At 71.1% G+C, this 25,349-nt stretch carries 23 protein-coding genes; 17 read left to right on the forward strand and 6 right to left on the reverse strand.

Going from position 1 to position 25,349, the window contains the following annotated elements:
- Nucleotides 1-60 precede the first annotated feature (60 nt).
- Nucleotides 61-804 (reverse strand): GAF and ANTAR domain-containing protein, encoded by a 744-nt coding sequence (locus ACSQ2D_RS10400; RefSeq protein WP_435985875.1) that lies wholly within the window; start codon nt 802-804, stop codon nt 61-63.
- Nucleotides 805-1,095: 291 nt separating this feature from the next.
- Between ACSQ2D_RS10400 and ACSQ2D_RS10405 the strand changes: the two genes are divergently transcribed.
- The 5 genes from ACSQ2D_RS10405 to ACSQ2D_RS10425 all read left to right on the forward strand — a co-directional run bounded on the left by ACSQ2D_RS10405 (nt 1,096) and on the right by ACSQ2D_RS10425 (nt 5,917).
- Nucleotides 1,096-1,797: a GAF domain-containing protein gene (locus ACSQ2D_RS10405; RefSeq protein ID WP_435985876.1), complete on the forward strand. Its 702-nt coding sequence runs from the start codon at nt 1,096-1,098 to the stop codon at nt 1,795-1,797.
- A gap of 131 nt (nt 1,798-1,928) precedes the next feature.
- Entirely contained in the window at nt 1,929-4,343 is a 2,415-nt protein-coding gene (locus ACSQ2D_RS10410; RefSeq protein ID WP_435985877.1) for a molybdopterin oxidoreductase family protein, read from the forward strand.
- Entirely contained in the window at nt 4,340-4,822 is a 483-nt protein-coding gene (locus ACSQ2D_RS10415) for a hypothetical protein (protein ID WP_435985878.1), read from the forward strand. The genes ACSQ2D_RS10410 and ACSQ2D_RS10415 overlap by 4 nt, the downstream gene beginning before the upstream one ends.
- On the forward strand, nt 4,819-5,514 hold the full coding sequence (locus ACSQ2D_RS10420) for a hypothetical protein (RefSeq protein WP_435985879.1): 696 nt from the start codon (nt 4,819-4,821) through the stop codon (nt 5,512-5,514). Before ACSQ2D_RS10415 ends, ACSQ2D_RS10420 begins: the two co-directional genes overlap by 4 nt.
- Before the next feature lie 94 nt (nt 5,515-5,608).
- Complete coding sequence (locus tag ACSQ2D_RS10425) at nt 5,609-5,917, forward strand: hypothetical protein (RefSeq protein ID WP_435985880.1); 309 nt, start codon at nt 5,609-5,611, stop codon at nt 5,915-5,917.
- Between the two features lie 216 nt (nt 5,918-6,133).
- On the opposite strand, the gene ACSQ2D_RS10430 is transcribed toward ACSQ2D_RS10425, so the two are convergent.
- On the reverse strand, nt 6,134-6,631 hold the full coding sequence (locus ACSQ2D_RS10430) for a hemerythrin domain-containing protein (RefSeq protein WP_435985881.1): 498 nt from the start codon (nt 6,629-6,631) through the stop codon (nt 6,134-6,136).
- Nucleotides 6,632-6,945: 314 nt separating this feature from the next.
- On the opposite strand from ACSQ2D_RS10430, the gene ACSQ2D_RS10435 reads away from it, so the two are divergent.
- The 7 genes from ACSQ2D_RS10435 to ACSQ2D_RS10465 all read left to right on the forward strand — a co-directional run bounded on the left by ACSQ2D_RS10435 (nt 6,946) and on the right by ACSQ2D_RS10465 (nt 11,251).
- The gene (locus ACSQ2D_RS10435) at nt 6,946-7,242 is read left to right on the forward strand and encodes a hypothetical protein (RefSeq protein WP_435985882.1); all 297 of its coding nucleotides are present in this window, start codon (nt 6,946-6,948) and stop codon (nt 7,240-7,242) included.
- Between the two features lie 82 nt (nt 7,243-7,324).
- Nucleotides 7,325-7,996 (forward strand): DUF6766 family protein, encoded by a 672-nt coding sequence (locus ACSQ2D_RS10440; protein ID WP_435985883.1) that lies wholly within the window; start codon nt 7,325-7,327, stop codon nt 7,994-7,996.
- Nucleotides 7,997-8,180: 184 nt separating this feature from the next.
- Nucleotides 8,181-9,002, forward strand: coding sequence for a hypothetical protein (locus ACSQ2D_RS10445; protein WP_435985884.1), 822 nt, complete (start codon nt 8,181-8,183; stop codon nt 9,000-9,002).
- A complete protein-coding gene (locus tag ACSQ2D_RS10450; RefSeq protein ID WP_435985885.1) occupies nt 9,002-9,505 on the forward strand; it encodes a phage holin family protein in 504 nt (167 codons plus the stop codon). The genes ACSQ2D_RS10445 and ACSQ2D_RS10450 overlap by 1 nt, the downstream gene beginning before the upstream one ends.
- Nucleotides 9,506-9,522: 17 nt before the next feature.
- Nucleotides 9,523-10,140, forward strand: coding sequence for a DUF3618 domain-containing protein (locus tag ACSQ2D_RS10455; protein ID WP_435985886.1), 618 nt, complete (start codon nt 9,523-9,525; stop codon nt 10,138-10,140).
- 177 nt (nt 10,141-10,317) lie between these two features.
- A complete protein-coding gene (locus ACSQ2D_RS10460; RefSeq protein WP_435985887.1) occupies nt 10,318-10,788 on the forward strand; it encodes a DUF1801 domain-containing protein in 471 nt (156 codons plus the stop codon).
- Nucleotides 10,789-10,900: 112 nt separating this feature from the next.
- The gene (locus ACSQ2D_RS10465) at nt 10,901-11,251 is read left to right on the forward strand and encodes a hypothetical protein (RefSeq protein WP_435985888.1); all 351 of its coding nucleotides are present in this window, start codon (nt 10,901-10,903) and stop codon (nt 11,249-11,251) included.
- A 43-nt stretch (nt 11,252-11,294) separates the two neighbouring features.
- Here ACSQ2D_RS10465 and ACSQ2D_RS10470 read toward each other — a convergent pair whose 3' ends face one another.
- Nucleotides 11,295-12,752 carry a DUF2252 domain-containing protein gene (locus ACSQ2D_RS10470; protein WP_435985889.1) on the reverse strand — a complete coding sequence of 486 codons (1,458 nt, stop codon included), beginning with the start codon at nt 12,750-12,752 and terminating at the stop codon, nt 11,295-11,297.
- Between the two features lie 149 nt (nt 12,753-12,901).
- Between ACSQ2D_RS10470 and ACSQ2D_RS10475 the strand changes: the two genes are divergently transcribed.
- Nucleotides 12,902-13,597, forward strand: coding sequence for a 4'-phosphopantetheinyl transferase family protein (locus tag ACSQ2D_RS10475; RefSeq protein WP_435985890.1), 696 nt, complete (start codon nt 12,902-12,904; stop codon nt 13,595-13,597).
- A 4-nt stretch (nt 13,598-13,601) separates the two neighbouring features.
- Here ACSQ2D_RS10475 and ACSQ2D_RS10480 read toward each other — a convergent pair whose 3' ends face one another.
- The gene (locus tag ACSQ2D_RS10480; RefSeq protein ID WP_435985891.1) at nt 13,602-14,963 is read right to left on the reverse strand and encodes a M1 family metallopeptidase; all 1,362 of its coding nucleotides are present in this window, start codon (nt 14,961-14,963) and stop codon (nt 13,602-13,604) included.
- A complete protein-coding gene (locus ACSQ2D_RS10485; protein ID WP_435985892.1) occupies nt 14,960-18,964 on the reverse strand; it encodes a Pls/PosA family non-ribosomal peptide synthetase in 4,005 nt (1,334 codons plus the stop codon). The genes ACSQ2D_RS10480 and ACSQ2D_RS10485 overlap by 4 nt, the downstream gene beginning before the upstream one ends.
- Before the next feature lie 201 nt (nt 18,965-19,165).
- Here ACSQ2D_RS10485 and ACSQ2D_RS10490 point away from each other — a divergent pair, with 201 nt between their 5' ends.
- The 4 genes from ACSQ2D_RS10490 (at nt 19,166) to ACSQ2D_RS10505 (ending at nt 23,750) form a co-directional block, all read left to right on the forward strand.
- Complete coding sequence (locus ACSQ2D_RS10490) at nt 19,166-20,302, forward strand: aminopeptidase P family protein (protein ID WP_435985893.1); 1,137 nt, start codon at nt 19,166-19,168, stop codon at nt 20,300-20,302.
- A 200-nt stretch (nt 20,303-20,502) separates the two neighbouring features.
- The gene (locus tag ACSQ2D_RS10495) at nt 20,503-21,966 is read left to right on the forward strand and encodes an APC family permease (RefSeq protein WP_435985894.1); all 1,464 of its coding nucleotides are present in this window, start codon (nt 20,503-20,505) and stop codon (nt 21,964-21,966) included.
- Nucleotides 21,963-22,406, forward strand: coding sequence for a hypothetical protein (locus ACSQ2D_RS10500; protein ID WP_435985895.1), 444 nt, complete (start codon nt 21,963-21,965; stop codon nt 22,404-22,406). The genes ACSQ2D_RS10495 and ACSQ2D_RS10500 overlap by 4 nt, the downstream gene beginning before the upstream one ends.
- Nucleotides 22,407-22,412: 6 nt before the next feature.
- On the forward strand, nt 22,413-23,750 hold the full coding sequence (locus ACSQ2D_RS10505) for a dipeptidase (protein WP_435985896.1): 1,338 nt from the start codon (nt 22,413-22,415) through the stop codon (nt 23,748-23,750).
- A gap of 23 nt (nt 23,751-23,773) precedes the next feature.
- Here the strand turns inward: ACSQ2D_RS10505 and ACSQ2D_RS10510 are convergent, their stop codons facing one another.
- The gene (locus tag ACSQ2D_RS10510) at nt 23,774-25,327 is read right to left on the reverse strand and encodes an MFS transporter (RefSeq protein WP_435985897.1); all 1,554 of its coding nucleotides are present in this window, start codon (nt 25,325-25,327) and stop codon (nt 23,774-23,776) included.
- Between the last annotated feature and the right edge of the window lie 22 nt (nt 25,328-25,349).

Raw genomic sequence — 25,349 nt, forward strand, 5'->3', positions numbered from 1 at the left:
CGTGCCGGCTCGCTCGCTGTCACGAACGCCGGTGGTATGCCGTGTGGCCCGCTCCCACTGCTACGGGTGGCCGTGGGGGGTGACGTCCAGTGCCCCGGTGTCGATGACGTCGAGGGCGACGTCATGCAGCTTGCGGTTGGTGTTCTGGCTGGCGATGCGCAGCAGGTCGAACGCCTGGTCACGGGTGAGCTTGTGCTGGGCGACGAGCACGCCCACGGCGGTGCCGATGTCGCGGTTGGAGCTCAAGGCGCGTTCGAGGTTGTCGACCCGGTCGCGCAGGTGGGCGGCCTGGACGGCCTGCGCGGCGTGCGTCGTGAGCAGCAGACCCTCGGCGAGGTCGTCGTCGTCGAACGCGCCGGGCTCGTCCGCGTAGAAGTTGAGTCCCGCCACGAGGTCGGTCCACTCGAGGTTCATCCTGAAGGACAGCATGCTGCGCAGACCCAGCTCCGACGCCACGCGGCGACCGTACTCGGGCCACCGCTCGTCGGACGCCAGGTCCTGCGGCTGGTAGATGGTGTGCTCGACGATGGCGTCGACGCACGGTCCGGATCCGAGCTCGTACTGCATCGCGTCCGCCCGCCGGGCCACGTCGTCCGACGCAGCAGCGGTGACGAAACGGTTGTGGCTCAGGGTCGTGATGCTCGCGGCTCGCGCCCGCGGCACGCGCTCGACGGCAAGACGCGTCACGGCACCGAAGGCGTTCCTCGCGTCGCCTCGGCCGAGCTCTCGGCCGAGGCGGTCGAAGTCCTCGGCCACGCCGCGCAGGCGGTCGGGGACGCTGAGGTCGCTCGTCGTGTCACTCATCGGGTGGGCTCCCGTCAGTCCCGAAGCGTGTGTGGCGCCGTCGAGAGGGGTCGAGGGCGGCGACCTCGTCTTCCGAGTCACCGCCAGGTGGTCGTCATCATCGTGGAGCCCTTCCTGCCGGCTCGGGTGTTCCGTACCCATCTGCACGCCGCCCACGTCCGTGGGCATCGACGAACCCGAGGTCCCTCCGTGTTTGGTCCCGGCTCGTCCGGGCACGTGAGGGTTGAGTGGCGCGAGGCCGCTCGGTCCGTCCGTGGTGGGCGGCCGCACCAGGACGTCGATGGAGAGACGGTGGAACCGATACCCGAGACCCACGAGGCGCTCGTCGAGCTCGAGCGCTACGGCGACATGGACCTGCGCCAGGACCTGGAAGAGCTCACGACCACGGCCCGCGAGAGCGTGCCCGGGCTCGTGGGCGTGAGCCTGGCCCTGCTGACGGACGACCTCGTCCTGACCTACGTCGCCTCCGACTACCGCATCGCCACCCTCGACGGAGTGCAGTACGTGGACGACGGTCCGTGTGTCGAGGCGATCCGCGAGGACAACATCATCCTCACTGACACCGCCGGACTCCTCGACGAGTCGACGTGGTTGCTCTTCGCGCAGGCGACGGCCGCCGCGGGGATCCGGAGCACACTGTCGATGCCCTTCCGGCGCAGCGGCGTCGTGACCGGGGGAGTCAACCTCTACGGGTCCGAGCCGGGGACCTTCCACGGCAAGACCGAGGTGCTGGCCGAGCTCTTCGGTGCCTGGGCGCCGGGTGCCGTGACCAACGCGGACCTGTCGTTCGAGTCCCGTCTGGAAGCCGTCAAGAGCCCTGAGCGTCTGCGGGGGCAGGCCTTCGTCGACCACGCCGTGGGGCTGCTCATGAGCGCTCGAGGCCTGAGTCCGGACGATGCCGAGAGACGGCTCCAGGCCGCCGCGGCCCGCGCCGGCGTGGCGGTGTTCGTCCTGGCGCGCGCGCTGGTGGAAGTCTTGTCGCCCGAGGAATGACGGCCGTCGCAGGTCGTCGCCCGCTCGGCACCTCCGACTCAGGCATCGCGTGCTGGGTAAGGGACCGCCGAAGGGCCAACGGTCCTGAACCGCTCGCCGCTCGCCGACGGCCTGTTGACGAGGAGACGCCTGTGACGACCGAGGACCGCATTGTCGACGTCTGGGGTGACCGGACGCCCTACTCGCGCGGTGGCGCCTGGCCGGTCAGGGTCGACGCGCACCTCGCGTCAGGAGTCGGCCCCGGCGACGTCGACCGCTGGGTGCAGACGGCATCCACGCTGCACTCGAACGGGGACGCCTTCGACGTCGCCGTCCGCGATGGTCGGATGGTCGGCGTCCGCGGCCGCGCGGACGACCGTGTCAACCGGGGACGGCTGGGTCCCAAGGACCTCTACGGCTGGCAGGCGATCCAGTCACCCGACCGGCTCACCCGTCCTCTGGTCCGTCGGGACGGCCGACTCGTCGAGTGCTCCTGGGACGAGGCGATGGACGCCGTCGTCGGTCGGACGCAGCAGCTGCTCGACGAACAGGGACCCAGCGCCATCGGCTTCTACACGACCGGCCAGCTCTTCCTCGAGGAGTACTACACGCTGGCGCTCGTGGCCCACGGTGGCATCCGCACCAACCACGTCGACGGCAACACGCGCCTCTGCACCGCGACGGCGGCCGAGGCCCTCAAGGAGACCTTCGGCAGCGACGGACAGCCGGGCTCCTACACGGACGTCGACCATGCGGACGTCATCGCCCTCTTCGGCCACAACGTCGCCGAGACCCAGACCGTGCTGTGGATGCGGATCCTCGACCGGCTGGCCGGCGACGACCCGCCCGCGGTGATCTGTGTCGACCCGCGAACGACCCCCGTGGCAGGAGCCGCGACCGTCCATCTCGCCCCACGCCCGGGCACCAACGTCGCGCTCATGAACGCCCTGCTCCACCAGGTCATCGCCGACGGCCACGTCGACGAGGAGTGGCTGAGCGCCCACACCGTCGGCTACGCCGATCTCGAGCAGACCGTCGCCCGCTACACGCCGGAGGTCGTCAGCACGATCTGCGACGTGCCGGCGGCAGACATCCGCACCGCCGCCCGCCTCATCGGGGAAGCCGAGGCGCTCCTCTCGACCGTGCTGCAGGGCTTCTACCAGTCGCACCAGGCGACCGCCGCGGCGGTGCAGGTCAACAACCTCCACCTGCTGCGAGGCATGATCGGCCGACCCGGGTGCGGGATCCTGCAGTTGAACGGCCAACCGACCGCGCAGAACACCCGAGAGTGCGGCGCCGACGGTGACATGGCCGGCTTCCGCAACTGGAGCAACCAGTCCCACGTCGAGGACCTGGCCCGGGTGTGGAACGTCGAGTCCAAGCAGATCCCGCACGCGACGCCGCCCACGCACGCGATGCAGATCATGCGCTACGTCGAGGACGGCTCCATCCGGATGCTCTGGGTCTCGGGCACCAACCCCGTCGTCTCGATGCCGGAGCTGGCCCGCATGCGCTCCGTCCTCTCCCAGGAGCGGCTCTTCCTCGTCGTCCAGGACATCTTCCTCACGGAGACCGCGCAGCTCGCCGACGTGGTCCTGCCGGCCGCAGCCTGGGGCGAGAAGACCGGCGCCTTCACGAATGCCGACCGCACGGTGCACCTGTCGGAGAAGGCCGTCGACCCTCCCGGAGAGGCTCGGTCCGACCTCGACATCTTCGTCGACTTCGCGCGCCGGATGGGCCTGCAGGACAAGGACGGCCAGCCGCTCGTCTCGTGGTCGACGCCCGAGGAGGCGTTCGACGCCTGGCGAGAGTGCAGCCGTGGGCGACCCTGCGACTACAGCGGTCTGAGCTACGAGAAGCTCCGGGGAGGCAGCGGCATCCAGTGGCCCTGCACCGACGAGGCGCCGGACGGGACGGAACGGTTGTATGCCGGTGGTGCCTTCTGGGCGTCACCGGACGACTGTGAGACCTACGGCCGCGACCTCGAGACCGGCGCGCCCGTCGAGGAGCAGGAGTACCGCGCGCTCAACCCGTTCGGTCGGGCGGTCATCAAGGCCTCCGACTACCGACCGCCGCACGAGATGCCCGACGAGCAGCACCCGCTCCAGCTCATCACCGGGCGGACGGTCTACCACTTCCACACCCGCACCCGCACCGGGCGCGTGCCCGAGCTGCAGTCCGCGGCGCCCGATGTCTGGGTCGAGGTCTCGGTGTCCGACGCCGAGACTTTCGGGCTGCGGGAGGGCGACCTGGCGGAGGTCGCGACGCCGCGGGGCGAGGTGCGCGCACGGGTGCGCGTGAGCGGCATACGCCCCGGAGTGGTGTTCCTGCCGTTCCACTACGGCTACTGGGACACGGCGGAGGGGTGGCGACCCGAGGAGCACGGGCGTGCCGCCAACGAGCTGACAGCGACGGACTGGGACCCAGCCTCGAAGCAGCCCATCTTCAAGACCGCCGCCTGCACCGTGCGCAAGGTCGCTGACGGCGACGGCACGCCGTCGCCGGCCCCGGACAACACGGCCTCAGCGCCCGTGCGGGTGGCCTCGGCGGAAGGAGCGCAGCGATGAGGATCGGAACCGTCCTGCGGGACCTCCACCACGACGAGAACGAGCTCGCGCGGACCCTTCTCCGGCTGTCCGACGAGCACCGCGCCGATCACGAGGTGCACCGAATGGGCCGACACCTCGCGGAGTGGTCAACCCGCCACGTGCGCGAGATCGCCTCCATGGCAACCGCTTTCGGCGAGGATCTTGACCCCGTGCCTGACGGGACGCCGACGCTCGTCGACGACGCACGGCAGTGGATGTCCGAGCGCCGAGGACGTTCCGCCGAGACAGAGCTCGCGATGGTCCGCGATCTGCGCGACGTCTACCTCCGCGCCTCCGGGGTGCTGACCGACTGGGAGATGGTGGGGCAGGCCGCGCAGGCCATCGTCCATGACGAGCTGCTGGAGCTCGCGACGCGATGCCAGTCGGAGACGAAACGCCAAGCCACGTGGGCGAATGCCAAGATCAAGGAGTCCTCGACCCAGGCGCTGGTCGTATGAGCACGAGCACCTCGACGTCTCACGGCGTCGATGCCCACGGCGTCGAGACGCGTGTCGTGGTGCGACCGATCGGCAACCCCCTTCCGCTCGGGTTCCTCGCGCTCATGGTCGCCACCACGTCAACGGCGATGCTGCAGCTCGGCGTCCTCGCGCCCGCTCAGGGGCACGTCGTCGCGCTCTCGCTGCTCGTGCTCACCACGCCGCTCCAGACCATCGTCTGCGTCCTGGGCTTCATGGCGCGAGACCCGGTCGCAGGCACGGGCATGGGCATCCTGGCGGGGACCTGGGCGACCGTGGGACTCACGATGCTCGGCTCTTCACCGGGCACCACCTCACCGGCGCTCGGAGTGCTGCTCCTGTGCTCGGCCGTGGCGATGGTCGTCCCCACGGCAGCAGCGACGGGCAAGCTGGCCGCCATGGCCGTCATGGGCCTCAGTGCCGTCCGGTTCGCCGTGACCGGCGTCGGACAGCTGACCGGCTCAGCATCGTGGCTCACCGCCGCGGGCTGGGTCGGTCTGGCGCTCGCCCTCGTCGCGGGGTATGCCGCCATCGCCTTCGAGCTCGAGGACGTGCGGCACACGACGGTGATGCCTCTCGGACGACGCGGGGCGGGAGCAGACACCATGACGGCCACGCGGCGCGACCAGCTCGCCTCGCTCAGCCATGAAGCCGGCGTCCGCAAACAGCTCTGAAGGGCGCGGATGGCGGAGACCGGTTGCCGTCCCGCGACGTCTACTGACGCCCCAGCGTCTCCTCGCGGCGTGGGGAGTCGGGAGGCGTGGCCCGTTGCTCGGGCCCTGGCTCGTGCTGCGGGTCCGGCCGGCCGTCTGGGACCGCAGCACGTCGGCTGCGCAGCTCGGCGAGCAAGGAACGTTCACGTCGACGCAGGGCAGCCTCACGACTGACCTGCCCGGGAAGGGGGCGTGGCCCCGCATGATGGGCCTGCTCGCGCAGCCGGTCCTCGACGCGGGTGAGCTCGGCGAGCAGCTCCCGGATGCTGAGCTCGGTGACGGGGCGGTGCTCATCAGCAGTCACGAACCCGGATTACCCGATCACATCGACGTCAAACGGCCTCTGGCCGTGAGGACCGTCTGAGGTCTGTCCGGGTTGGGCCGTGCGGCGCAGCGTCAGGCGGAGTGACCGCAGGTGGGACACGTGCAGTCGTCACATGAGCACGAGTCACACGTGCAGCGGTCCGGGCAGTTGTCGCAGTCACAGGGACTGTCCGGACCGGTCTCGACCGGTACCGGGGGAATCTGGCCGCTCATGGAGCCTCCTTCACAGGTGTTCGGCGACGCTCGCTCTGGCAGGTCACGAGACGACCGCGTCGACGGCCTTCTTCATCGCGCTGGGCTGCTCGGGTCGGCGCGGCGCCTTCTCCCTGGCCTCGATCAGCTCCTGACCAAGCTCCTGGAGCTGCTTGCGACCGAGGCCGTCGCGGACCTTGGGGAACCAGTCCTGCTCCTCCTCGGCCATGTGGTGCTCGACGTTCTCGATGAGCACGGTGGTCTTGGCGTCGAAGCGCTCGTCGGTGGCATCCATCGCGGCGAGCTCCATGGCGAGCACGTCGGCGACGTGGTGCTCCTCGTAGGACTCGAGCACGTCGTCCTCGAGGTCGGGCAGCAGGGCCCGCACGCGGGGGTACATGACCTCGTTCTCGATGTAGGTGTGCACGGTCAGCAGCTCGAGGATCGTGTCGACGATCTTCTGCTTCTGGACGGGGGTCTGGTCGGGCTTGCGGAAGGCGCGGAACTGCTCGCGCACGTCCTTGTGGTCCTGCTTGAGCATGACGATGGCATCGGTGGACACGGGCACTCCTTCGAGCAGTGCAGGCGGGCGGCGACGGCCACGATGCCGTCCAGCAGTCCCGTACCCAAAGGAGATTCGCCCAACCAACCGCCGCCGGCTGGCCACCCTCTGGTCCTCCCGTCGGCGGTCGCTGAGGCTGGGAGAACGCTGAAAACGTGGTGTGTGTGCGGCTCTTGCACCTTCTCAGACCATAGGGTCGCGCCATGACTCGTCGTCGAGTGCTTCCTGCGTTCGTGGTGTGCGCCTGCTGGGCTCTGGCTGGCTGCTCGGGCGATGCGTCGCCCGGGGCGACAGCCGCCGGCGAGACCGCCACGATGTTCAGCGCAGCCGTCGGAGCACAGCCCGACACGGCCTGTGCCCTCCTGGCTCCGGAGACCCGTCAGGAGCTCGAGGACTCCTCCGGTCCGTGTCCCCAAGGCATCGCCGACGCCGACTTGCCCGACGCCGGGCGGGTGATCACGGTGGAGGTGTACGGCCAGGACGCCATGGTCCGGCTGGAGCACGACACGATGTTCCTGGCGCTGTTCGGCTCCGGCTGGCGTGTCACTGCTGCCGGTTGCACGCCTCAGGAACAGGACCGCCCCTTCTCCTGTGGCCTGAAGGGAGCCTGATCATGCGCGTTGCCTTCGTGGGCATCCTGCTGTTCATCGCCTTCGTGCTGGCCGCCTGCATCTTCGTCGGGATGGTGCAGCGATGAGGCGCCTTCGTGAGCAGGGACTGACCTTGGCGTTCACGGCCCTGCTGGTGGCGGCACTCGTCGGGCAGGCGCTGACGGGACTGGCGTCCTACAACCGGCAGGCGGCCGACGCCGGCTTGCCGTCGATGGGGCTGCTCCGGTACGTGACGTCCTCGCAGTTCGCGGTCGACGTGGCCGAGAACTGGCAGTCCGAGTACCTGCAGTTCCTCCTGTTCATCCTGCTCACCGTCTGGCTGGCCCAGAAGGGGTCCCCCGAGTCGAAGCCGCTCGAATCGCTGGGCCGGGAGTCCGACAAGGACCAGAAGGTCGGCCGCTACGCCCAGGAGGACTCGCCGGCGTGGGCGAAGGTCGGCGGGTGGCGCCTGCGACTGTTCTCGCGATCGCTGGGCCTGACCATGGGGGCCATCTTCCTGCTCTCGTGGCTCGCACAGTTCATCGCCGGACGCTCGGCGTACAACGCCGACCAGATCCAGGACCTCAAGGCGCCCCTCGGCTGGACCGAGTACGCGGCCGCCCCTGACTTCTGGAACCGCACCTTCCAGAACTGGCAGTCCGAGTTCCTGGCCGTCGCAAGCATGGTGGTGCTGAGCATCTACCTCCGGGAAAGGGGTTCACCCGAGTCCAAGCCCGTCGGGCAGCCGCACTCCTCAACCGGTGTCGAAGGCTGAGCCGAGATCGGCAACAGCGGTAGACGGTGCTGATACATACCCGGTCCCGGCAACACTCGATCGGCCGAACGAATCGGCTTGAGTTGCAGAGCGTTTGGGTATTTCCCCTGTGCAACAACCGCGCGGTGTGGAGGCTCGAGAAGCTGGCCGTTCCCGCCGCGCGGCCAGCGAAGGGAAACACCCCATGACCGAACGACCGTATGACACGCCCACACCAGTCGAGGTCGCCGGGAGCTCCACTCCGGTCTCCAGCGCCGCACGCACCACCCCGGACGTGGTGACGCCTCAGGGCGGCACGGACAGCACCAACAGCACGAACAGCACGAAGGCGGTCGTCGGCGACGAGGCCAAGTCCGTCGCTTCCGACGCGGCCCAGAGCGGGCGCCAGGTGGCCGAGACGACTGCGTCCGGCGTCAAGGACGTCACGTCCGAGGTCACCACGCAGCTGCGTCAGCTCTTCGACCAGGTCCGCTCCGAGCTCGACGGGCAGGCCTCGTCCCAGGGCGAGCGGGCGGCGAGCGGGCTCCGTTCGATCGCCGACGAGCTGAGGCAGATGGCGTCGAGCACCGAGACGAAGGGCATCGCGGGAGAGGTCGCTGAGCAGGCTTCTGACCGCGCCCGGTCCGCGGCGGACTGGCTGTCCGACCGCCAGCCCGGCGAGATGGTCGACGAGCTGCGCTCGTTCGCCCGACGTCGTCCCGGCACCTTCCTGCTCGGCGCTGCTGTGCTCGGCGTCGTGGCTGGGCGGATGACGCGCGGGCTCGCCGCGGGGTCAGGCACCTCCGACTCCGGGCGGTCCGGGCCTGTCCCGACCGCGACGGACGACCGATCGGGCTCGGGCGTCGGGGCCATGATGCCGACCGCCCCTGGGGGGACAGCCTCGGAGGACGCGCCGTACTCCGTCGGGGTCCGTGACAGCGAGACCCATGCCGTCACGGCGCCGTTCGGCACGGCGCAGGCCGACGCCGTCGACCTGGGCGCCGAGGGTCACGGCGGAGCTCGCTGATGAGCACCTGGCCCGACGCGCCCGGAACGCACGCACCCGACGCGACGGGCGCCCACGCACCCGACGCGACGGCATACGCCGACACCTTCAGTGCCAGCGAGGGAGCCCAGGACAAGGCCGATCGCGCATCGCTCGGCGAGCTCGTCAGTGACATCAGCGAGGGGCTCTCGACCTTGCTGCGTCAGGAGGTCGAGCTCGCCAAGGCGGAGGCCCGCGAGTCCGCGACACGGGCGGGCAAGGCCGCCGGACAGTTCGGTGCCGCCGCCCTCGCGGGGTGGATGACGCTCCTGTTCCTCTCGCTCGGCGTCTGGGAGTGGCTCTCCAACGCCATGGAGAGCAGAGGGTGGGCGGCGATCGTCGTCATGGCCGTGTGGGGGATCGCCGCCGCGGTCCTCGCGATGCTCGGCCGACGAACCACGAGACAGATCCAGGGAATGCCGCGCACGACGGAGACCGCCAAGCGGGTCCCGGGTGCGCTGATGGGAAATGAGGACGCGCGATGACCATGAACGATCCGACCGTGAACACATCCACCTACACGACGTCGAACGACCCGGACGTGATCCGCGCGAACATCGAGCGGACCCGCGAGGGGCTGAGCCGCGACGTCAACGCGTTGGGCGAGTCGGTGAGTCCCAGCCACGTGGCGCACCGTCAGGCCGCCAAGGTCAAGGACCGCGCGGCAGCCGTCCGCGACCACGTCATGGGCACGGCCTCCGATGCCGGCGACAAGACCTCGCAGATCGCCCACGGGGCCGGGGACTCCGCCGCCCAGGCAGGTGACTCGCTGAAGCGTCGGGCCCGCGGAAACCCCTTGGCAGCAGGGATGATCGCCCTCGGCGCCGGATGGCTCCTCGGCTCGCTCCTGCCCGCCTCGGAGAAGGAGCGGGAGGTCTCGCAGGACCTCAAGGACCGCGCCGCACCCATCCTCGACGAGGTGCAGAGCGTCGCCAAGGACGTGGCGAGCGAGTCCGCCGACCACCTGAAGCAGCCCGCCCAGGAGGCCGCTCAAGCCGTCGGCGACGCGGCTCGGAGCGCGGCCGCCGATGTGAAGCAGGACGGACAGCAGGCGGTCGACGACGTGCGCAGCAGTGCGGCCGACTCCGCCGACACCGTGCGGGAGCGCACTCAGGACTGAGCACGATCGCAGGAGCCCGAAGGACCGGTGGTGTGAGCCGCCGGTCCTTCGGCTGTGCCAGGTTCCAGCGGGCCGTCACTCCTGGGGTGTGAGGCCGCCTCCTCGGAGCCCTTCGTACGGGCACTCGGGTGGTCTACCGTCGTCAGGAAACGAGTCCGACGAGAGGACGGCCGAGGAATGAGCGCCGCGGCGAAAGCCGACAAGAGTCGTGAAGGACGTTTCTCTGCGGAGGAGCGAGCCGCGATGAAGGACCGCGCGGCGGAGCTGAAGGCCGAGAGCCGCCGCGCCAGCGCTGAGGACAAGGCGGCGGCCGATGCAGCGGCTGCCGTGGCGAAGATCGCCGAGATGCCGCAGCCCGACCGCGCCACGGCTGAACGTCTCCATGCGATCGTGACCGAGGCCGCGCCAGAGCTCCTGCCGAAGCTCTACTACGGACAGCCGGGCTGGGCGAGAGCCGGAGGGAAGGTCATCGTCTTCTTCCGGAGCGGTCTCATGGACAAGGCGCGCTACTCGACACTGGGATTCAGCGTCCACGCCACCCTCGATGAAGAGGGCGGACTCTGGCCGACGTCGTACGCCCTGGCAGAGCTGAGCGACGAGAGTGCGAAGACCATCGCGACGCTCGTCGAGAGGGCCGTCCGGAGCTGAGCCGACCGCTCGCACCGTCGTCGACCTCGGGTGTCGCGTCGGGCGGTCCTGCGACGTGGCGGGCTGGACAAGATCGTTCGCGCAGGTCGTTGAAACCTGTATACATGGCTTCATGTCCGCTGACGAATCCTGGTCGTTCGACCCGAGGCTGGACCCCTGTCGCGATGCCGTCTGGGAGCTGCGCATCGAGGGCCGAGCCCAGGCATACCTCCTCACCCGCGTGACCTGTGACCGCTCCTCCCGGTTCCGTGGTGACGTCGAGGAGCGGCTGTCGTGCAAGGTGTGCTGGCTCGACGGCCGACAGGACCGGTCGGAGGAGGACTACGGGCCCGAGTGGTTCACCGTGGCCGAGCTGGAGCGGGGCCGGTTCGAGAGCGGGAGCCGCCCCGGAGTCGTCTTCGACGCCGAGCCGGTGACGGGCCGTGGCCGGGACGAGGTGTGGCAGCGGTTCGGTCCGCCGTGACACCGACCTGACACCGACCTGACCAGCCGACGCGCCGTGGCCGCTACATCCCCGTCTGGGCCTCGAGGCGCCCGGACCTGACGGCCGCGACGAGTGCCTCGTAGTCGCGCTCGTTCTGGTCGGCGTAGGACGACGAGAAGTCGGCGATCGCCCGGTCGAAGGTGTCGCTCGTGCCGAGGTAGGAGGCGATGGCGATGCGGTCACCTGATCGCGCGTGCGCGCGGGCCAGGGTCGCCCCGCAGATCCGGGCGTAGGCGGCCATGACGCCGGCGGGCATGGTGTCGACGTCGGCCGAGCCCTTCCAGTCGCGCAGCTGTCGCAGGTAGAAGTCGCGCACCTGACCGTCGAGCCCGGTGACGCGCTGCCACCCGAGGAAGATGTCACTGGACGCCTGCATGAGCCGCTGTCCCGCGACGACGCGCTGGCCGTGGTTGACGTACCGGCTGCGGCCGACGAACCGCTCGAGGACGGACTCCTCGGCCTGCTTGGCCTGGAGGAAGAGCGGGTCCTGTCCGTCCCTGCCGAGCAGGAGGATGATCCAGGCCCGGGTGCCGACGCTCCCGACCCCGACGACCTTGCGGGCGGCGTGGACGTAGTGGAAGGACTCGAGCAGCTCGCGCCGGTCCGTCTCGAGGGTGCGCCGGTAGGACCGGATCAGGCTGCGGAGCTGGCTCTCGATGTCGTCACGACTCGAGTCGGCCGGGGCCAGGTCCTCGATCGGCACGACCAGGGGGGCGTCGGAGATGATGCGACGCTCGCCGTCGACGTCATGGGTCAGCTTGGTGAAGGCCTGCATGCTGTCGCGGGTGCGTGCCTTGGCGACGTTGGCCTCCGCCTTGGCCTTCTGCTTCTTCGTGACGCTGGACTTGAGGACCTCGAACAGCTTCTCGACCTCGATGCGGGCGTACCAGACGTCGAGGTTGCGGGCCTCGGCGAACTGCTGCATCCGACTCCGGTACTCCGCGACGCAGGACCTCACGACCATCCTGCGGTCCGCGGACGAGAACCCTCTGTCGCGGCCGGCGATCTCGAAGCTCGCCGCGAGACGCTTGACGTCCCACTCCCAGGGCCCGGGGAGCGTCTCGTCGAAGTCGTTCATGTCGAAGAGGAGCCGGCGCTCGGGTGAGGCGAAGACGCCGAAGTTCGACAGGTGCGCGTCGCCGCAGATCTGTGAGGTGAATCCCGAGCGCGGGGTGGCGGCGAGGTCGCTGGCCATGATGAGGGCCGCGCCGCGGTAGAACGTGAACGGTGAGACGAGCATGCGTCCGTATCGCAGGGGGACGAGCTCGGGCACCCTGCTCGTCGCCTGCTCCTCGAGCAGCGCGATCGGGTCGGGCCGGTTGGTCGTCGGCTCCCACGAGCCGTGGCTGCTCCTCGGCGTCTCGTTGCGGGCGCCCTTGCCCCTCGCCACCCGCTCGTCCGGGCTCAGGTGGGTCACCTTCCCGGCGGTCCCCGGCTCGCGCGCCCCCGACGTCGTCGCTGACTGGCTGTCGCTGCTCACGGTCTCTCCTTCAGGCGCGTCGTGACGGGGCGCGAGGTGCGCCCTCCTCGACGCTGGCACCGCACGCCGGGCCGCGCATCACCTCGTCAGGGCGATGTCCCGGCGGACCGTGCCTTGCGCATCCGGGCCTGGGCGTCGATCCTTGGCGCGTGGACGGCGCCGAGGGTCGGACGAGCCCGACCGCGGCGACCGTCGACGTGTGGGTGCGCGAGACGACGACCCACGGGTTCCCGGGCACGTCCGCACCTGCCGACGCAGGACTCGACGAGCACGAGCGAGAGCGGTGGGTGCGCTTCGCGGACCGCCGCGACGCCGCGGCATACCTCGCGCTCCACGCGCTCGCGCGTCGGGAGGTCGGCCGGCTCGTGGGCCGGCCACCCGAGTCGCTGCGCTTCGACCGCACGTGCCCCGACTGCGCTCGGCAGCACGGCGTCCCACGCCTGCTCGACGATCCCGGGATCCACCTGTCGCTCAGTCGCACCCGCGGCCTCGTCGCGCTCGCGCTCAGCCGGTCGGGACCGGTCGGCGTCGACATCGAGGTCGTCCACGCCGTGCAGTTCCGCGGCTACGCGGACGTGGCGCTGCACGCCGACGAGCGGGGCCACGGCTCGAGTGGACTCACGGACGCGGCGGCGTGGGTGCGCAAGGAGGCCGCCCTCAAGGCGCTCGGCGTGGGCCTGCGCGTCGACCCGACGACCTTCGTGACGCCCGTGTCAGGCGTCCCGACCGACGTCGTCCCCGGTATGCCGTCGGTGACGGTCGTCGACCTCGACGTGCCGAGGGCGTATGCCGCCGCCGTCGCTCTCGAGTCCGCCGGGGGAGCGCTGACGGTACGCGCCCACTGAACCGTCAGGCGCCCCCGACGAAGCGGGGCAGGGGAGTGGCCCACAGCCAGCGCTCGAGCAGCTCGCGTGCACGCCGCGCGCCGGCGTCACCGTCCACGGGGGTCGTCTCCCGCACGAACGTCTCGACGTGGGTGACGAACTCCTCGGTCGTCACGGACCCGTGCCGGTGGGACGCGACCCAGTCGCGCACGAGGTCGAAGAAGGTCACGTCGCCGAGCTGCACCCGCAGGGCGTGCAGGGTCAGGGCGCCCCGCTTGTAGACGCGGTCGTCGAACATGAGGTCGGGCCCGGGATCGGCGATCACGACGTCCTGGGCCAGGTGCGAGAGCCTGGACCAGTGGGTCGCGGCGTTGACCCGGACCGGGACGCCGTCGGCGTGCTCGGCCCAGAGCCACTCCGCGTAGCACGCGAAGCCCTCGTTGAGCCAGATGTCGGACCACGTCGAGGGGGTCAGGCTGTTGCCGAACCACTGGTGGGCGAGCTCGTGCGCGACGAGCCGCTCGTGGCGGCGACGGCCGTCGAGCCAGTTCGGCCCGAACGTCGCCATGGCCTGCGCCTCGAGCGGGATCTCGAGGTCGTCGGCGGTGACGACGACGGTGTAGTCGTCGAAGGGGTAGGGGCCGAAGAGTGTCTCGTAGAGGCTCGTCATGGCGGGGAGCCGCTCGAGGTCGTGCATGACGTCGCGCTCGCGGGTCGCCGGCAGCACGACGACGATCGGCACGTCCGCCGGTGCCAGAGCGCGTCGCACGTAGCGGCCGACGTGGACCGAGGCGAGGTAGGTCGCCATCGGGACGTCCTGCTCGAAGACCCGACGCGTCCGGCTGCCACGCGCCCGGGCGGCCACGAGGGCACCGGTCGCCACGACGTCGTAGGGGGTGTCGCACTCGAACGCCAGGCGGTACGTCGCCTTCGACCGCGGATGGTCGTTGCACGGGAACCACGTCGCGGCTCCGTTGGGCTGCGCGGCCACGAGCACGCCCTCGGTGAGCTCCTCCCAGCCGACGTCGCCCCAGCGCGTCGCCACGGGACCGGGGGTGCCGGCATACGTGATCGCGACCTGCGTGCGTTCGCCGCGCGACAGCGGCACCGACGGGGTGACGACCACCCGGGGGCCACGGTGGACCCACTTGGCGGCGCGACCGCCGACCGACACCTTGAGGACGCGCAGGCCCACGAGGTCGACGACGAGCCGCCGCACGTCGTGGAGCGCCGTGACGTCGAGGACCGCCCGACCGGCGAGGCGGTTGGTCGACACCTTGTAGTCGAGGTCGAGGTCGTAGTGGGTGACCTCGTAGGCCGGGTCGCCGCGGTCGGGCGTGTAGGCGTCGGTGAGGGCAGGGACCTGGTGGGCGAGCCCGCCCGTCATCGGACGCCGCTCGCGACGTCTCCGGACGACTCGACGGGCGCTTGTCCGGAGGCGTGGGCCACCGGGTCGGACCCGCTCCACGGCGCGATGGGGTTGCCCGTCCACCGGGTCCCGCGGGGCACCGCCTCGCCCCGGAGCACGAGCGAGCCCGGGCCGACCGTCGCGGCGACCCCGATGCTCGCCGCGGGCAGGATCACGCCGTTGGGGCCGAGGGTGGCTCCGTCCTCGAGGGTCACCGTGTCCATGCTCATGATTCGATCATGGAACAGGTGGGTCTGGAGGACGCAGCCCCGGTTGACGGTCACGCCGTCGCCGAGGGTCACGAGGTCGGCCTCGGGCAGCCAGTAGGTCTCACACCACACCCCATGCCCGATTCTGGCCCCGAGGCTTCGCAGCCAGACGTTGATGGCAGGAGTTCCCGTCGCCGTCCACGCGAACCACGGCCCGGCGACCATCTCGACGAACGTGTCGACCACCTCGTTGCGCCAGACGAAGGAGCTCCACAGCGGGTGCTCGACCGCACCGATGCGCCCGACGACGACCCACTTCGCGAGGGTCGTCACGGCAGCGGCGACGGCCCCGGCGGCCGCGAGGACCACACCACCCAGGACGGCCGCCCCGGCGAGGCCGACGAGGTCGATGAGCCACTCGAGCGACACGAGGACGCCGACGCCGATCGCGACCGTCACCATGACGGGCACGATCCGGCACAGCTCGACGAGGCCACGCACCACCTTGAGCCGCAGCGGGGGAGCGAACGTCCGCTCGTCATCGGAGCCCTGCGGTGGCCGGCGCAGCCGCACCGGTGGGCTGCCGAGCCAGCTCGACCCGGCCTTCGACTTCTGCGGTGCGGCCGAGAGCACCGCGACGAGGCCGTGCTTGGGCACGCGTCGACCCGGGGCCGTCATCCCGCTGTTGCCGAGGAAGGCGCGCTTGCCGATCTTGGCGGGGGCGATGTGCACCCACCCGTGGGCCAGCTCGTAGCCGGCGACCATCGTGTCGTCGGCGAGGAAGGCCCCGTCGGCGACGGACGTCATCGACGGCAGCAGGAGCACCGTCGAGGCCTCCACGTCGCGGCCGACCCGGGCCCCCAGCGCGCGCAGCCACATCGGGGTCAGGAGACTCGCGTAGACCGGGAAGAGCAGGGTCCGTGCCTGGTCGAGCAGCCGCTCGGTCGCCCACACCTGCCAGCCGACCCTGCCGCGCACCGGGTGGTAGCCCTCGCGCAGCCCGATCGCCAGCAGGCGCACCAGCACGATCGTGATGGCGGCCAGCGAGGCGAGACCGAGCACCGTCAGGACGGGCACCGCCGCGTATGCCGTCACGACCGCCTCGCGCGACCCCGTGGCCCGGGCGACCGCGCCGCCGACGACGAGTGCGCCGGGGACGAGGGCGAGGAAGGGCAGGACCGACAGGAGGATGCCGGACAGCCCGTAGACCGCGAGCCACGCCGGTGCGTTCGGGGGACGGGTCGAGGGCCAGCCCGAGCGGCTCGGGTCGGAGACCCGCTGGGCGGGGGAGCCGGCGACGACCCGACCGGGCCGCACGGACCGGAGGACGGTCGAGCCGGCCTCGACGACGACGCCGCGACCGATGTGCACGTCGGGACCGATGGTGCTCCGGGCCCCGATGACGGCCTCCCGTCCGATGTGGACGAGGCCGACGTGGACGACGTCGCCGTCGATCCAGTAGCCGGAGAGGTCGACCTCGGGCTCGATGCTGGCACCGGAGCCGATCGTCAGCATCCCCGTGACCGGCGGCACGGAGTGCAGGTCGACGCCGACCCCGACGGAGGCGCCGAGCATCCGGGCGTAGTAGATGATCCACGGCGCACCGGCCATCGTGATGGCACCCATGGCGTCGGCAAAGCGTTCGGCGGCCCAGAGCCGCATCTGCACGCTCCCGCCGCGGGGGTAGCTGCCGGGTCGCACGCCCGCGAGCAGGAGCCGGGCGGCCAACGCGGACAGGCCCATCCGGCCGAGCGGCGTGATGAAGAGGAGCCAGCCGACCCCGAGCGCCCACCACGACACGGGCTGGGACCAGTCGGCCAGACCGGCGAGGCGCAGCAGCTCGGTGAGGGTCACGAGGCCCACGAGCCACTGGAGCCCCTTGACCGTGAGCAGGACCATCGACACGGCCGTCTGCACGAGCTGGGTGCGCCGCGGGATGCGGCGCACCGTGCGCTCGGTCCGCGACCCGTCGGCGGTGTCCATCGTCTCGAGCAGGTCGGCCTGCGCGCCGAGGCGGGGATGGGCCTGGACGTCGGCCACGGTGACCGTGGGGTAGCGCTCACGCAGCAGCGACACCAGCCGGGCCGACGACAGGCTGCCGCCGCCGTGGTCGAAGAAGTCGGCCTCGACCGAGCGCACCTCGGTGCCGAGGACCGCGGTCCAGTGACCGGCGAGCCAGGCGGCCGTGCCGGAGAGGTCGGTCGGCTCGTCGTCGTCGGTGGCGCCGGACAGCGGCCACGGCAGGGCCGCACGGTCGACCTTGCCCGACGTGCGGGTCGGCAGCGCCTCGATGACGGCGAGCACCGGCACGAGGGCGGCCGGCAGCTCCTCGTGGAGCCGCGCGAGGGCCGCGGTGCGGTCGAAGGCGGTGCCCGGCGCCGAAGGGTCGGCTTCGCCATCGGCCTCGGGCACGACGTAGCCGACGAGCACCTGGCTCCCCGCACTCGTCGTCTTGACCGCCGCGGCCGCTCCGGCGACCCCGGGGAGGGACTGCAGCGCGGCGTCGACCTCGCCGAGCTCGATCCGGCGACCGCCGAGCTTCACCTGCTCGTCGGCGCGGCCGACGAACACGAGGCCCTCCGGGTCGTTGACGACGAGGTCTCCCGAGCGGTATGCCCGGTCCCAGCCGAGGGTCGGCATGGGGGCGTACTTCTCGGCGTCCTTGGCGGGGTCGAGATAGCGGGCGAGCCCGACCCCGCCGATGATGAGCTGGCCCGTCTCGCCCCGGGGGACCGGTCGGTCGTCGGGGCCGACGACGGCGAGGTCCCAGCCGTCGAGGGGCAGGCCGATCCGGATCGGGGTCGTCCCGTCGAGCCGGGCGCCGCACGCGACGACCGTCGCCTCGGTCGGACCGTACGTGTTCCAGACCTCGCGGTCGGGAGCGACGAGCCGCTCGGCGAGCTCGGGCGGGCACGCCTCGCCCCCGAAGACGAGCAGTCGCACCGGCTCGAGGGCCTCGGCCGGCCACAGCGCGGCCAGCGTCGGGACCGTGGAGACGACCGTGACGTCCTGGGCCACGAGCCACGGTCCGAGATCCATGCCGGTGCGCACGAGGCTCCGCGGCGCCGGGACGAGGCAGGCACCGTGTCCCCACGCGAGCCACATCTCCTCGCACGAGGCGTCGAACGCGACCGAGAGGCCGGCGAGCACCCGGTCGCCAGGGCCGATCGGACTGTCCTGCAAGAACATCCGTGCCTCTGCGTCGACGAAGGCTGCCGCGGACCGGTGGGAGACGGCCACGCCCTTGGGCACGCCGGTCGACCCGGACGTGAAGATGACCCAGGCGTCGTCGTCCACCCGCACGTCCGGCAGGGCGGCCCGCGCGTGGCGACCCTCCCGGGCGGGGCGCGGCGTGGGACGTCGTGTGGGCCTCACGAACGAGGAACCGGACGGCACCATGACCTGGCGACGGGTCCCGACGACCGCAGCGACCGCGGCCTCGGAGAAGACGAGGTCGGCCCGCTCCTGCGGGTCGTCGACGTCCACGGGGACGTACGCCGCCCCGGCGTGGAGCACGCCGAGGACGGCGACGTAGAGGTCGGTGGTCCCCGAGGGCACGCGCACGCCCACCCGGTCGCCACGGCGTACGCCCACGGCGACGAGCTCTGCGGCGAGCCGTCTCGCCTGCTCGGTCAGCTCGGCGTACGTCAGGACGGTGACCGTGTCGTCGAGGGCCGGCGCATCGGGGTGGCGCGACGTGACGTCGGCGAGGACGTCGACGAGCGTCCGCGGCTCGGCGGCGCGCTCACCGGCCAGCAGGGGGTCCACCACGCGTACTCCTCGTCAGGGCCGACGCGGACGCGTCGACCACCATGCCGAACCTAACGCTGCCGGGTGAACGAATGGTGCTGGTTCGACGACGTCGGCCGTGTCCTCCGATGGCTCGCATCGGCCCGGATGTCATACCGATCGTGTGAGCAACCCCGCGGAGGGGCAGACCTAGCATGGGGCGCGACCCCAAGGGAGACCGCCATGAGCCCCGTCGACGTGCAGCCACCATCGCCGTTCACCGTGGACGACTACCTCGCGCGCGGAAGACGCGTCGTCGCAGCCGCTTCCGAGGCCGGCCTCGCGGGAGTGCTCGTGACCCCCGGACCCGACCTCGTCTGGCTCACCGGCTACCAGCCCACGGCGATCACCGAGAGGCTGACGGTGCTCGTGCTCGCGCCCGACGAGGAGCCGACGCTGCTGGTGCCGGCCCTCGAGCGGCCCGACGCCGAGGCGGCCGTGGGGGTGCGCGGCATGAGGGTCCTCGACTGGGCCGACGCCACCGACCCCTACCGGGCTGCCGCTCCGCTGCTGCGACCCGAAGGCACGTACGGCATCTCCGACTCGGCGTGGGCCCTGCACCTGCTCGGCCTGCAGGGAGCGCTGCCCCGCACTGCCTACCGGTCACTCACCGAAGGCCTGCCGATGATGCGGGCGGTCAAGGGACCCGACGAGCTGGCGCGGCTGGCGGCCGCTGGCGCTGCGGCCGACGCGGCATACGGCGAGATCGTCAAGGTCCGCTTCGCCGGACGCCGTGAGACCGAGGTGGCAGCGGACCTCGCCGGGCTGCTGCGTCACTTCGGGCACGAGCAGGTCGACTTCACGGTGGTGGGTTCCGGCCCGAACGGCGCCAACCCGCACCACGAGGCCGGTGACCGGGTGATCCAGGAGGGTGACGCGGTCGTCCTGGACTTCGGCGGCCTGATGTTCGGCTACGGGTCCGACACCACCCGCACGGTGTGCGTGGGGGACCCGACCCAGCAGATCCGTGACGTCCACGAGATCGTGCGGCTCGCGCAGGAGGCGGGTGTCGCCGCCGCCCGGACGGGTGCGACGTGCCAGGACGTCGACCGCGCGGCGCGAGCCGTCATCACGGACGCCGGCCACGGCGAGGAGTTCATCCACCGGACGGGGCACGGCATCGGCGTGACGACCCACGAGCCGCCGTACATGGTCGAGGGCGAGGAACAGCCCCTCGTCCCGGGGATGTGCTTCTCGGTCGAGCCCGGAATCTACCTTCCCGGACGGTTCGGCGTGCGCATCGAGGACATCGTCACCGTGACCGACGACGGCCCGGTGCGGCTCAACACCACCGACCACGGGCTCGCCGTCGTCGAGTGAGTCCTGTCCGGTATCACCCCGAAGGGGTGACGCCCCTGGATGAGAGGCGCAGGAATCTTGAGGAACGCGCAGGGATCTCAGGAGCGGACGGTGGTCGGCATGCAAGCAGGCGTGAGGGCATACGAGCAGCACAGGCGGTCGACGCGCGGGCGCGGTTCCGCCGCAGGCCCGTTCACCACGACGGTGGCGGGGAGGCCGGCATGAGCGCCATGGACGCATCGGCCGACGAGCCGGTCGCGGCCACGCGAAGGCGCACCAAGGCGCCCCCCGCGGCCTACATCTCGTGGATCGCCCTGGCCATGATGACGACCAGCTCCGTGGCCAGCCTCCGGGCCGCCCCCACCATGGCGGTGTACGGCCTGGCCTGCGTCTTCCTCTACATCGTCCCGGCGATCGTCTTCCTCATCCCGACCTCCCTGGTCTCGGCGGAGCTCGCCTCCGGCTGGGACGGCGGCGTCTACAACTGGGTGTCCCGCGGCATCTCCAAGCCGATGGGCTTCCTCGCCGTGTGGTGCCAGTTCGCCATGACGATCTTCTACTACCCCAGCCTGCTGGGTTTCGTCGCGAGCACACTCGCCTACGTCATCAACCCGGCTCTCGCGTCCAACGGGGTGTGGACGGCCCTCGTCATCGTCGTCGTGTACTGGTCAGGCGTCTGGGTCTCCTCCCGAGGAGCGAAGGGCGTATCGGGGCTGGCGAGTGCGGGGCTCATCATCGGCACCCTGATCCCCGGCGTCGTCCTCGTCTTCCTGGGCGCCGTCTTCCTGGGTCAGGGCAACCCCTCGGCCGCCCCGATGACGGCGGACAACCTGCTGCCCGTCTGGGCGGGTCTGTCGAGCCTCGTGCTCATCGTCAACAACTTCCTGTCGTACTCCGGCATGGAGATGAACGCGGTGCACGTCGGCTCGTTGAAGAACCCCGCCAAGGAGTTCCCGAAGTCGATGTTCCTCGCGATGGGGCTGGTGCTGACGATCTTCATCCTCCCGGCCCTCGCGATCAGCTGGATCGTGCCGGCCGAGGAGCTGTCGCTCACGGCCGGGGTCATGCAGGCATTCGACGCGGTCTTCGCCAACTTCGGCGCGCAGTGGCTGACCCCGATCGTCGGCATCATGCTGGTGACCGCGTCGCTCGGCGGCATGCTCACCTGGCTCGCCGGCCCGTCGAAGGGACTGCTGCTCATCTCGCGCCAGGAGGGCTACCTGCCACCGGTGCTGCAGAAGCTCAACAAGAACGGCGTCCAGCAGAACATCCTCGTCGCCCAGGGCGTCATCACGACGGTCATCGGACTCGGCTACGCGCTGATCCCGAACGTGTCGAGCGCCTACTGGATCTTCTCCGTCATCACGACGCAGGTCTACCTCATCATGTACCTGCTGATGTTCGTGGCCGCGGTGCGCCTGCGGCGCAACGACCCGGACCACGCTCGCGGCTACCGGGCGCCGATGCTCGGGGCGCTCTGCGGCATCGGTTTCGCCGCCTCGCTCGCGGCCCTGCTCATCGGGTTCGTCCCGCCGTCCCAGTTCGGATCGGGCAGTCCCGCAACGTATCTCGTGATCGTCGCGGCCGGCGCGCTCGGCCTCGGACTGCTCGTCCCGTTCCTCTTCTACAAGCTGCGCAAGCCGTCGTGGAAGCAGCCTGAGACGTCAGAGGTGGCCGCGTCATGAACATCACGGAGAACGAGACGTACCAGCGGAACCGGACGACGTACATCGTGGCGGGCATCGCGGTCGTGGCCCTGACGGTCATCGCCCTGTTGACCTTCCACTCGGGCAAGGCGTCCCAGCAGGCCGACCAGAAGGCCACCGCGCTCGTCGCGGCCCTCACGGCCGCCGGTGCGCGTGCGCCGAGCAAGGAGCAGGTCGTGCGGCTCCTCGGGGACGACGGTGGCGCGGTCTGCGACGACCCGAACGGCTCCCTGCGCAAGGGCATCCTCCTCGGCCAGCTCATGAACGGCGCCGCCGGGCCGGGGATGCGACCGGTCATCGCGGACAACCGGGTGGTCAAGGGACAGCTCCTCGTCCTGAAGATCTACTGCCCCGACGAGGTGCCCAGCTTCCAGGAGTTCGTCGACAGCCTCGACCTCGCCGACACGGTGAAGGGCTGATGGGTCGTGGAGCTGCGTGAGCGTGTCGCCGACCTGATGGGTCAGGCCCGGTCCGACCTCGCCGAGCTGGTCGCGATCCCGTCGGTCGCCGACCCGCGGCAGTACCCGCCGGAGGAGTGTTCCCGCGCCGCCCGGTGGGTCCTCGACGCCTTCGCGGCGGTCGGCTTCGTCGACGCGCACCTGGCCGAGACCGCGGACGGGAGCCAGGCGGTCGTGGGGTCACGACCCTGCGGAGACCCCGACGCCGTCACGGTCCTGCTGTACGCCCACTACGACGTGCAGCCACCGCTGGACGACGACGCGTGGCGCACCCCGCCGTTCGAGCTGACCGAGGTCGACGGCCGGTGGTACGGCCGCGGGACGGCCGACTGCAAGGGCAACATCGTCATGCACCTCACCGCCCTCCGGGCGCTCGGTGATGACGTGCCGGTGAACCTCAAGCTCGTCGTCGAGGGCTCGGAGGAGCAGGGGACCGGCGGCCTCGAGGACTTCGTGCCGAAGCACGCGGACCTGCTGCGCGCCGACGCCGTCCTCGTCTGTGACACGGGCAACGCAGCCGTCGGACGACCTGCTGCCACCGTGAGCCTGCGCGGCATGGTCAACGTCGTCGTCACCGTCGACGCCCTTGCCTCGGAGATCCACTCCGGCATGTTCGGCGGAGCCGCGCCCGACGCTCTCGCCGCGCTCGTCGCGATGCTCGCCAGCCTGCGTGACGCCGAGGGCAACACGACGGTCTCCGGTCTCGAGAACAGCCAGGAGTGGTCGGGGGCCACCTACCCCGAGGACCAGTTCCGCAGCGACGCCGGCGTCGTCGACGGCGCGTCGCTCCTGGGCGACGGCAGCGTGTCCGACATGCTCTGGGCGCGGCCGTCGCTGACGGTGCTCGGCATCGACTGCCCGCCCGTCGTCGGGTCCGCGGCCGCCATCGTGCCCCGGGCGCGCGCCCGCCTCAACCTGCGCATCCCTCCGGGAACGGATCCGGCCGTGGCCGAGAAGGCGCTGACGGACCACCTCGTCGCTGCTGCTCCCTGGGGCGTGCACGTGACCGTCGAGACGGAGGCGACGGGCTCGCCCTTCTCGGCCCGGACCGACGGGCCCGGCTACCGCGCCATCGCATCGGCGATGGAGGAGGCCTTCGGTACACCGATGGTGAGCCTGGGCCAGGGCGGCTCGATCCCGCTGTGCAACGTCTTCGCCGAGACCTACCCGGATGCCGAGCTGATCCTCATGGGGGTCGAGGAGCCACTGGCCCTCATCCACGCCCCGAACGAGAGCGTGCACCCGCAGGAGATCGCGGACATGGCCCTGGCCGAGGCCCTCTTCCTCCAGCGCCTGACGCGCTGACCCGGGCGCGACGAGGTGCGCCGTCAGGCGCGCTTCGTCTGTGTTCCCGACGCCACGGCACCGGTCGCCGTGGTGCGCAGTGTCATGGCGGTGGACGCGGCGGCGGCCGCCGAGTCCTGGATCGTGCCCTTGGCGGCCTGGTGGCGGCCCATGAGGACGGCCATCAGCACACCCAGGAAGCTGAAGCCGGCCATCACCCACGAGGCGGTCGCGAGGCCCGAGGCCAGGGCATCCCCCGGTGGCCGTCCCTCCGCGGTTCGGTCGGCGATGACGGCTCCGTAGATCGTCGCGGCCAGCGCGGTGGCGACCGCCGCCCCGACGTAGCGCGCCATGTTCGAGACGCCTGAGGCGGACCCGACCTGCTTCTCCGGGACGCACGCGGTGGATGCCGACGACGCCGGCCCGTTGGACAGGCCCATCCCCACCGCGACGGCGAGCAGCGGCAGGAGGAAGGCTCGGTAGGCCCAGTCGGCGTCGGCGAAGCCGAGGGCCGCGAAACCGACGGCCGTCAGGACGAACCCGATGGCGACCACCTGGCGACCTCCGAGGCGCGCGGTGAGGCGCGGCACGGCAGCGGCGATGGCGACCAGACCCACCGTCGCCGGCAGCGTCGCCAGGCCGGCCTGGAGCGTCGTGAAGCCCAGGGCGGCCGGGTCCTGGAAGTAGAGGCTGAGGAGGTACATCAGCGCGTTGATGGTGCCCGCCCCGATGAGGATGGCGATCGTCGACCCGACGAGGACGCGGTTGCGGAGCAGCCCGAGGTCCAGCATCGGGACGGCCACGCGTCGCTCCACGGCGACGAACGCAAACCCCGAGGCGACACCGATGGCGACACAGGCGAGCGTCGCGACCGACCCCCACCCCCAGTCACCGCCCTTGCTCAGGGCGAGGATGAGCGGCGCAAGGGTCAGTGCGATGAGCAGCGAACCGGCGTAGTCGATCGACCGGGACCGTGTCGTGTCACGCGACTCCGAGACCTTGCGGGCCGTGATGAGGATGCAGACGACAGCGATCACGGCGTCGACCCAGAAGAGTCCCTGCCAGCCCATCACCGAGACGAGCACGCCACCCATGAGTGGGCCGGCCGCGGCGCCCACGGCCGCCGCGGCGCCCCAGAGAGAGACGGCACGCAGCTGCGCCTGACCGTCGTTCGCGACGGACAGCAGGCTGAGACCGCAGGCGAGGATGGTGGCACCCGCAGCGCCCTGGACGACGCGGCCGGCGATGACGGCGCCTCCGGACGACGAGAGCGCGATGAGGATGCACGACACGACGAAGAGCATCAGGCCGAGCTGGAAGACGCGCTTGCGGCCGAAGACGTCGCCGAGCGAGCCGGACGTCACGATGACGGCGGCACCGACGAGCGAGTAGCCGGTGACCGCCCACTGCAGCGTCGTCACGTCCATGCCCGTGTCGGCGCTGATGGCCGGCAGGAGGATGCTGACCGCGGAGGTGTTGGCGTTCACCACGAAGGTCGACAGGCAGGTGGCGGCCAGCACCCCGCCCGCACGCGCTGCGGTCTCTGCTGCCGCCTGTCCGGAACTCCCGGACCCGGCAGACGAACTCGTTCCGGTCATGGTTGCGCTCCCTCCGCCACGC

Source organism: Terrabacter sp. LjRoot27, from assembly GCF_964254175.1.
GTDB lineage: Bacteria > Actinomycetota > Actinomycetes > Actinomycetales > Dermatophilaceae > Terrabacter.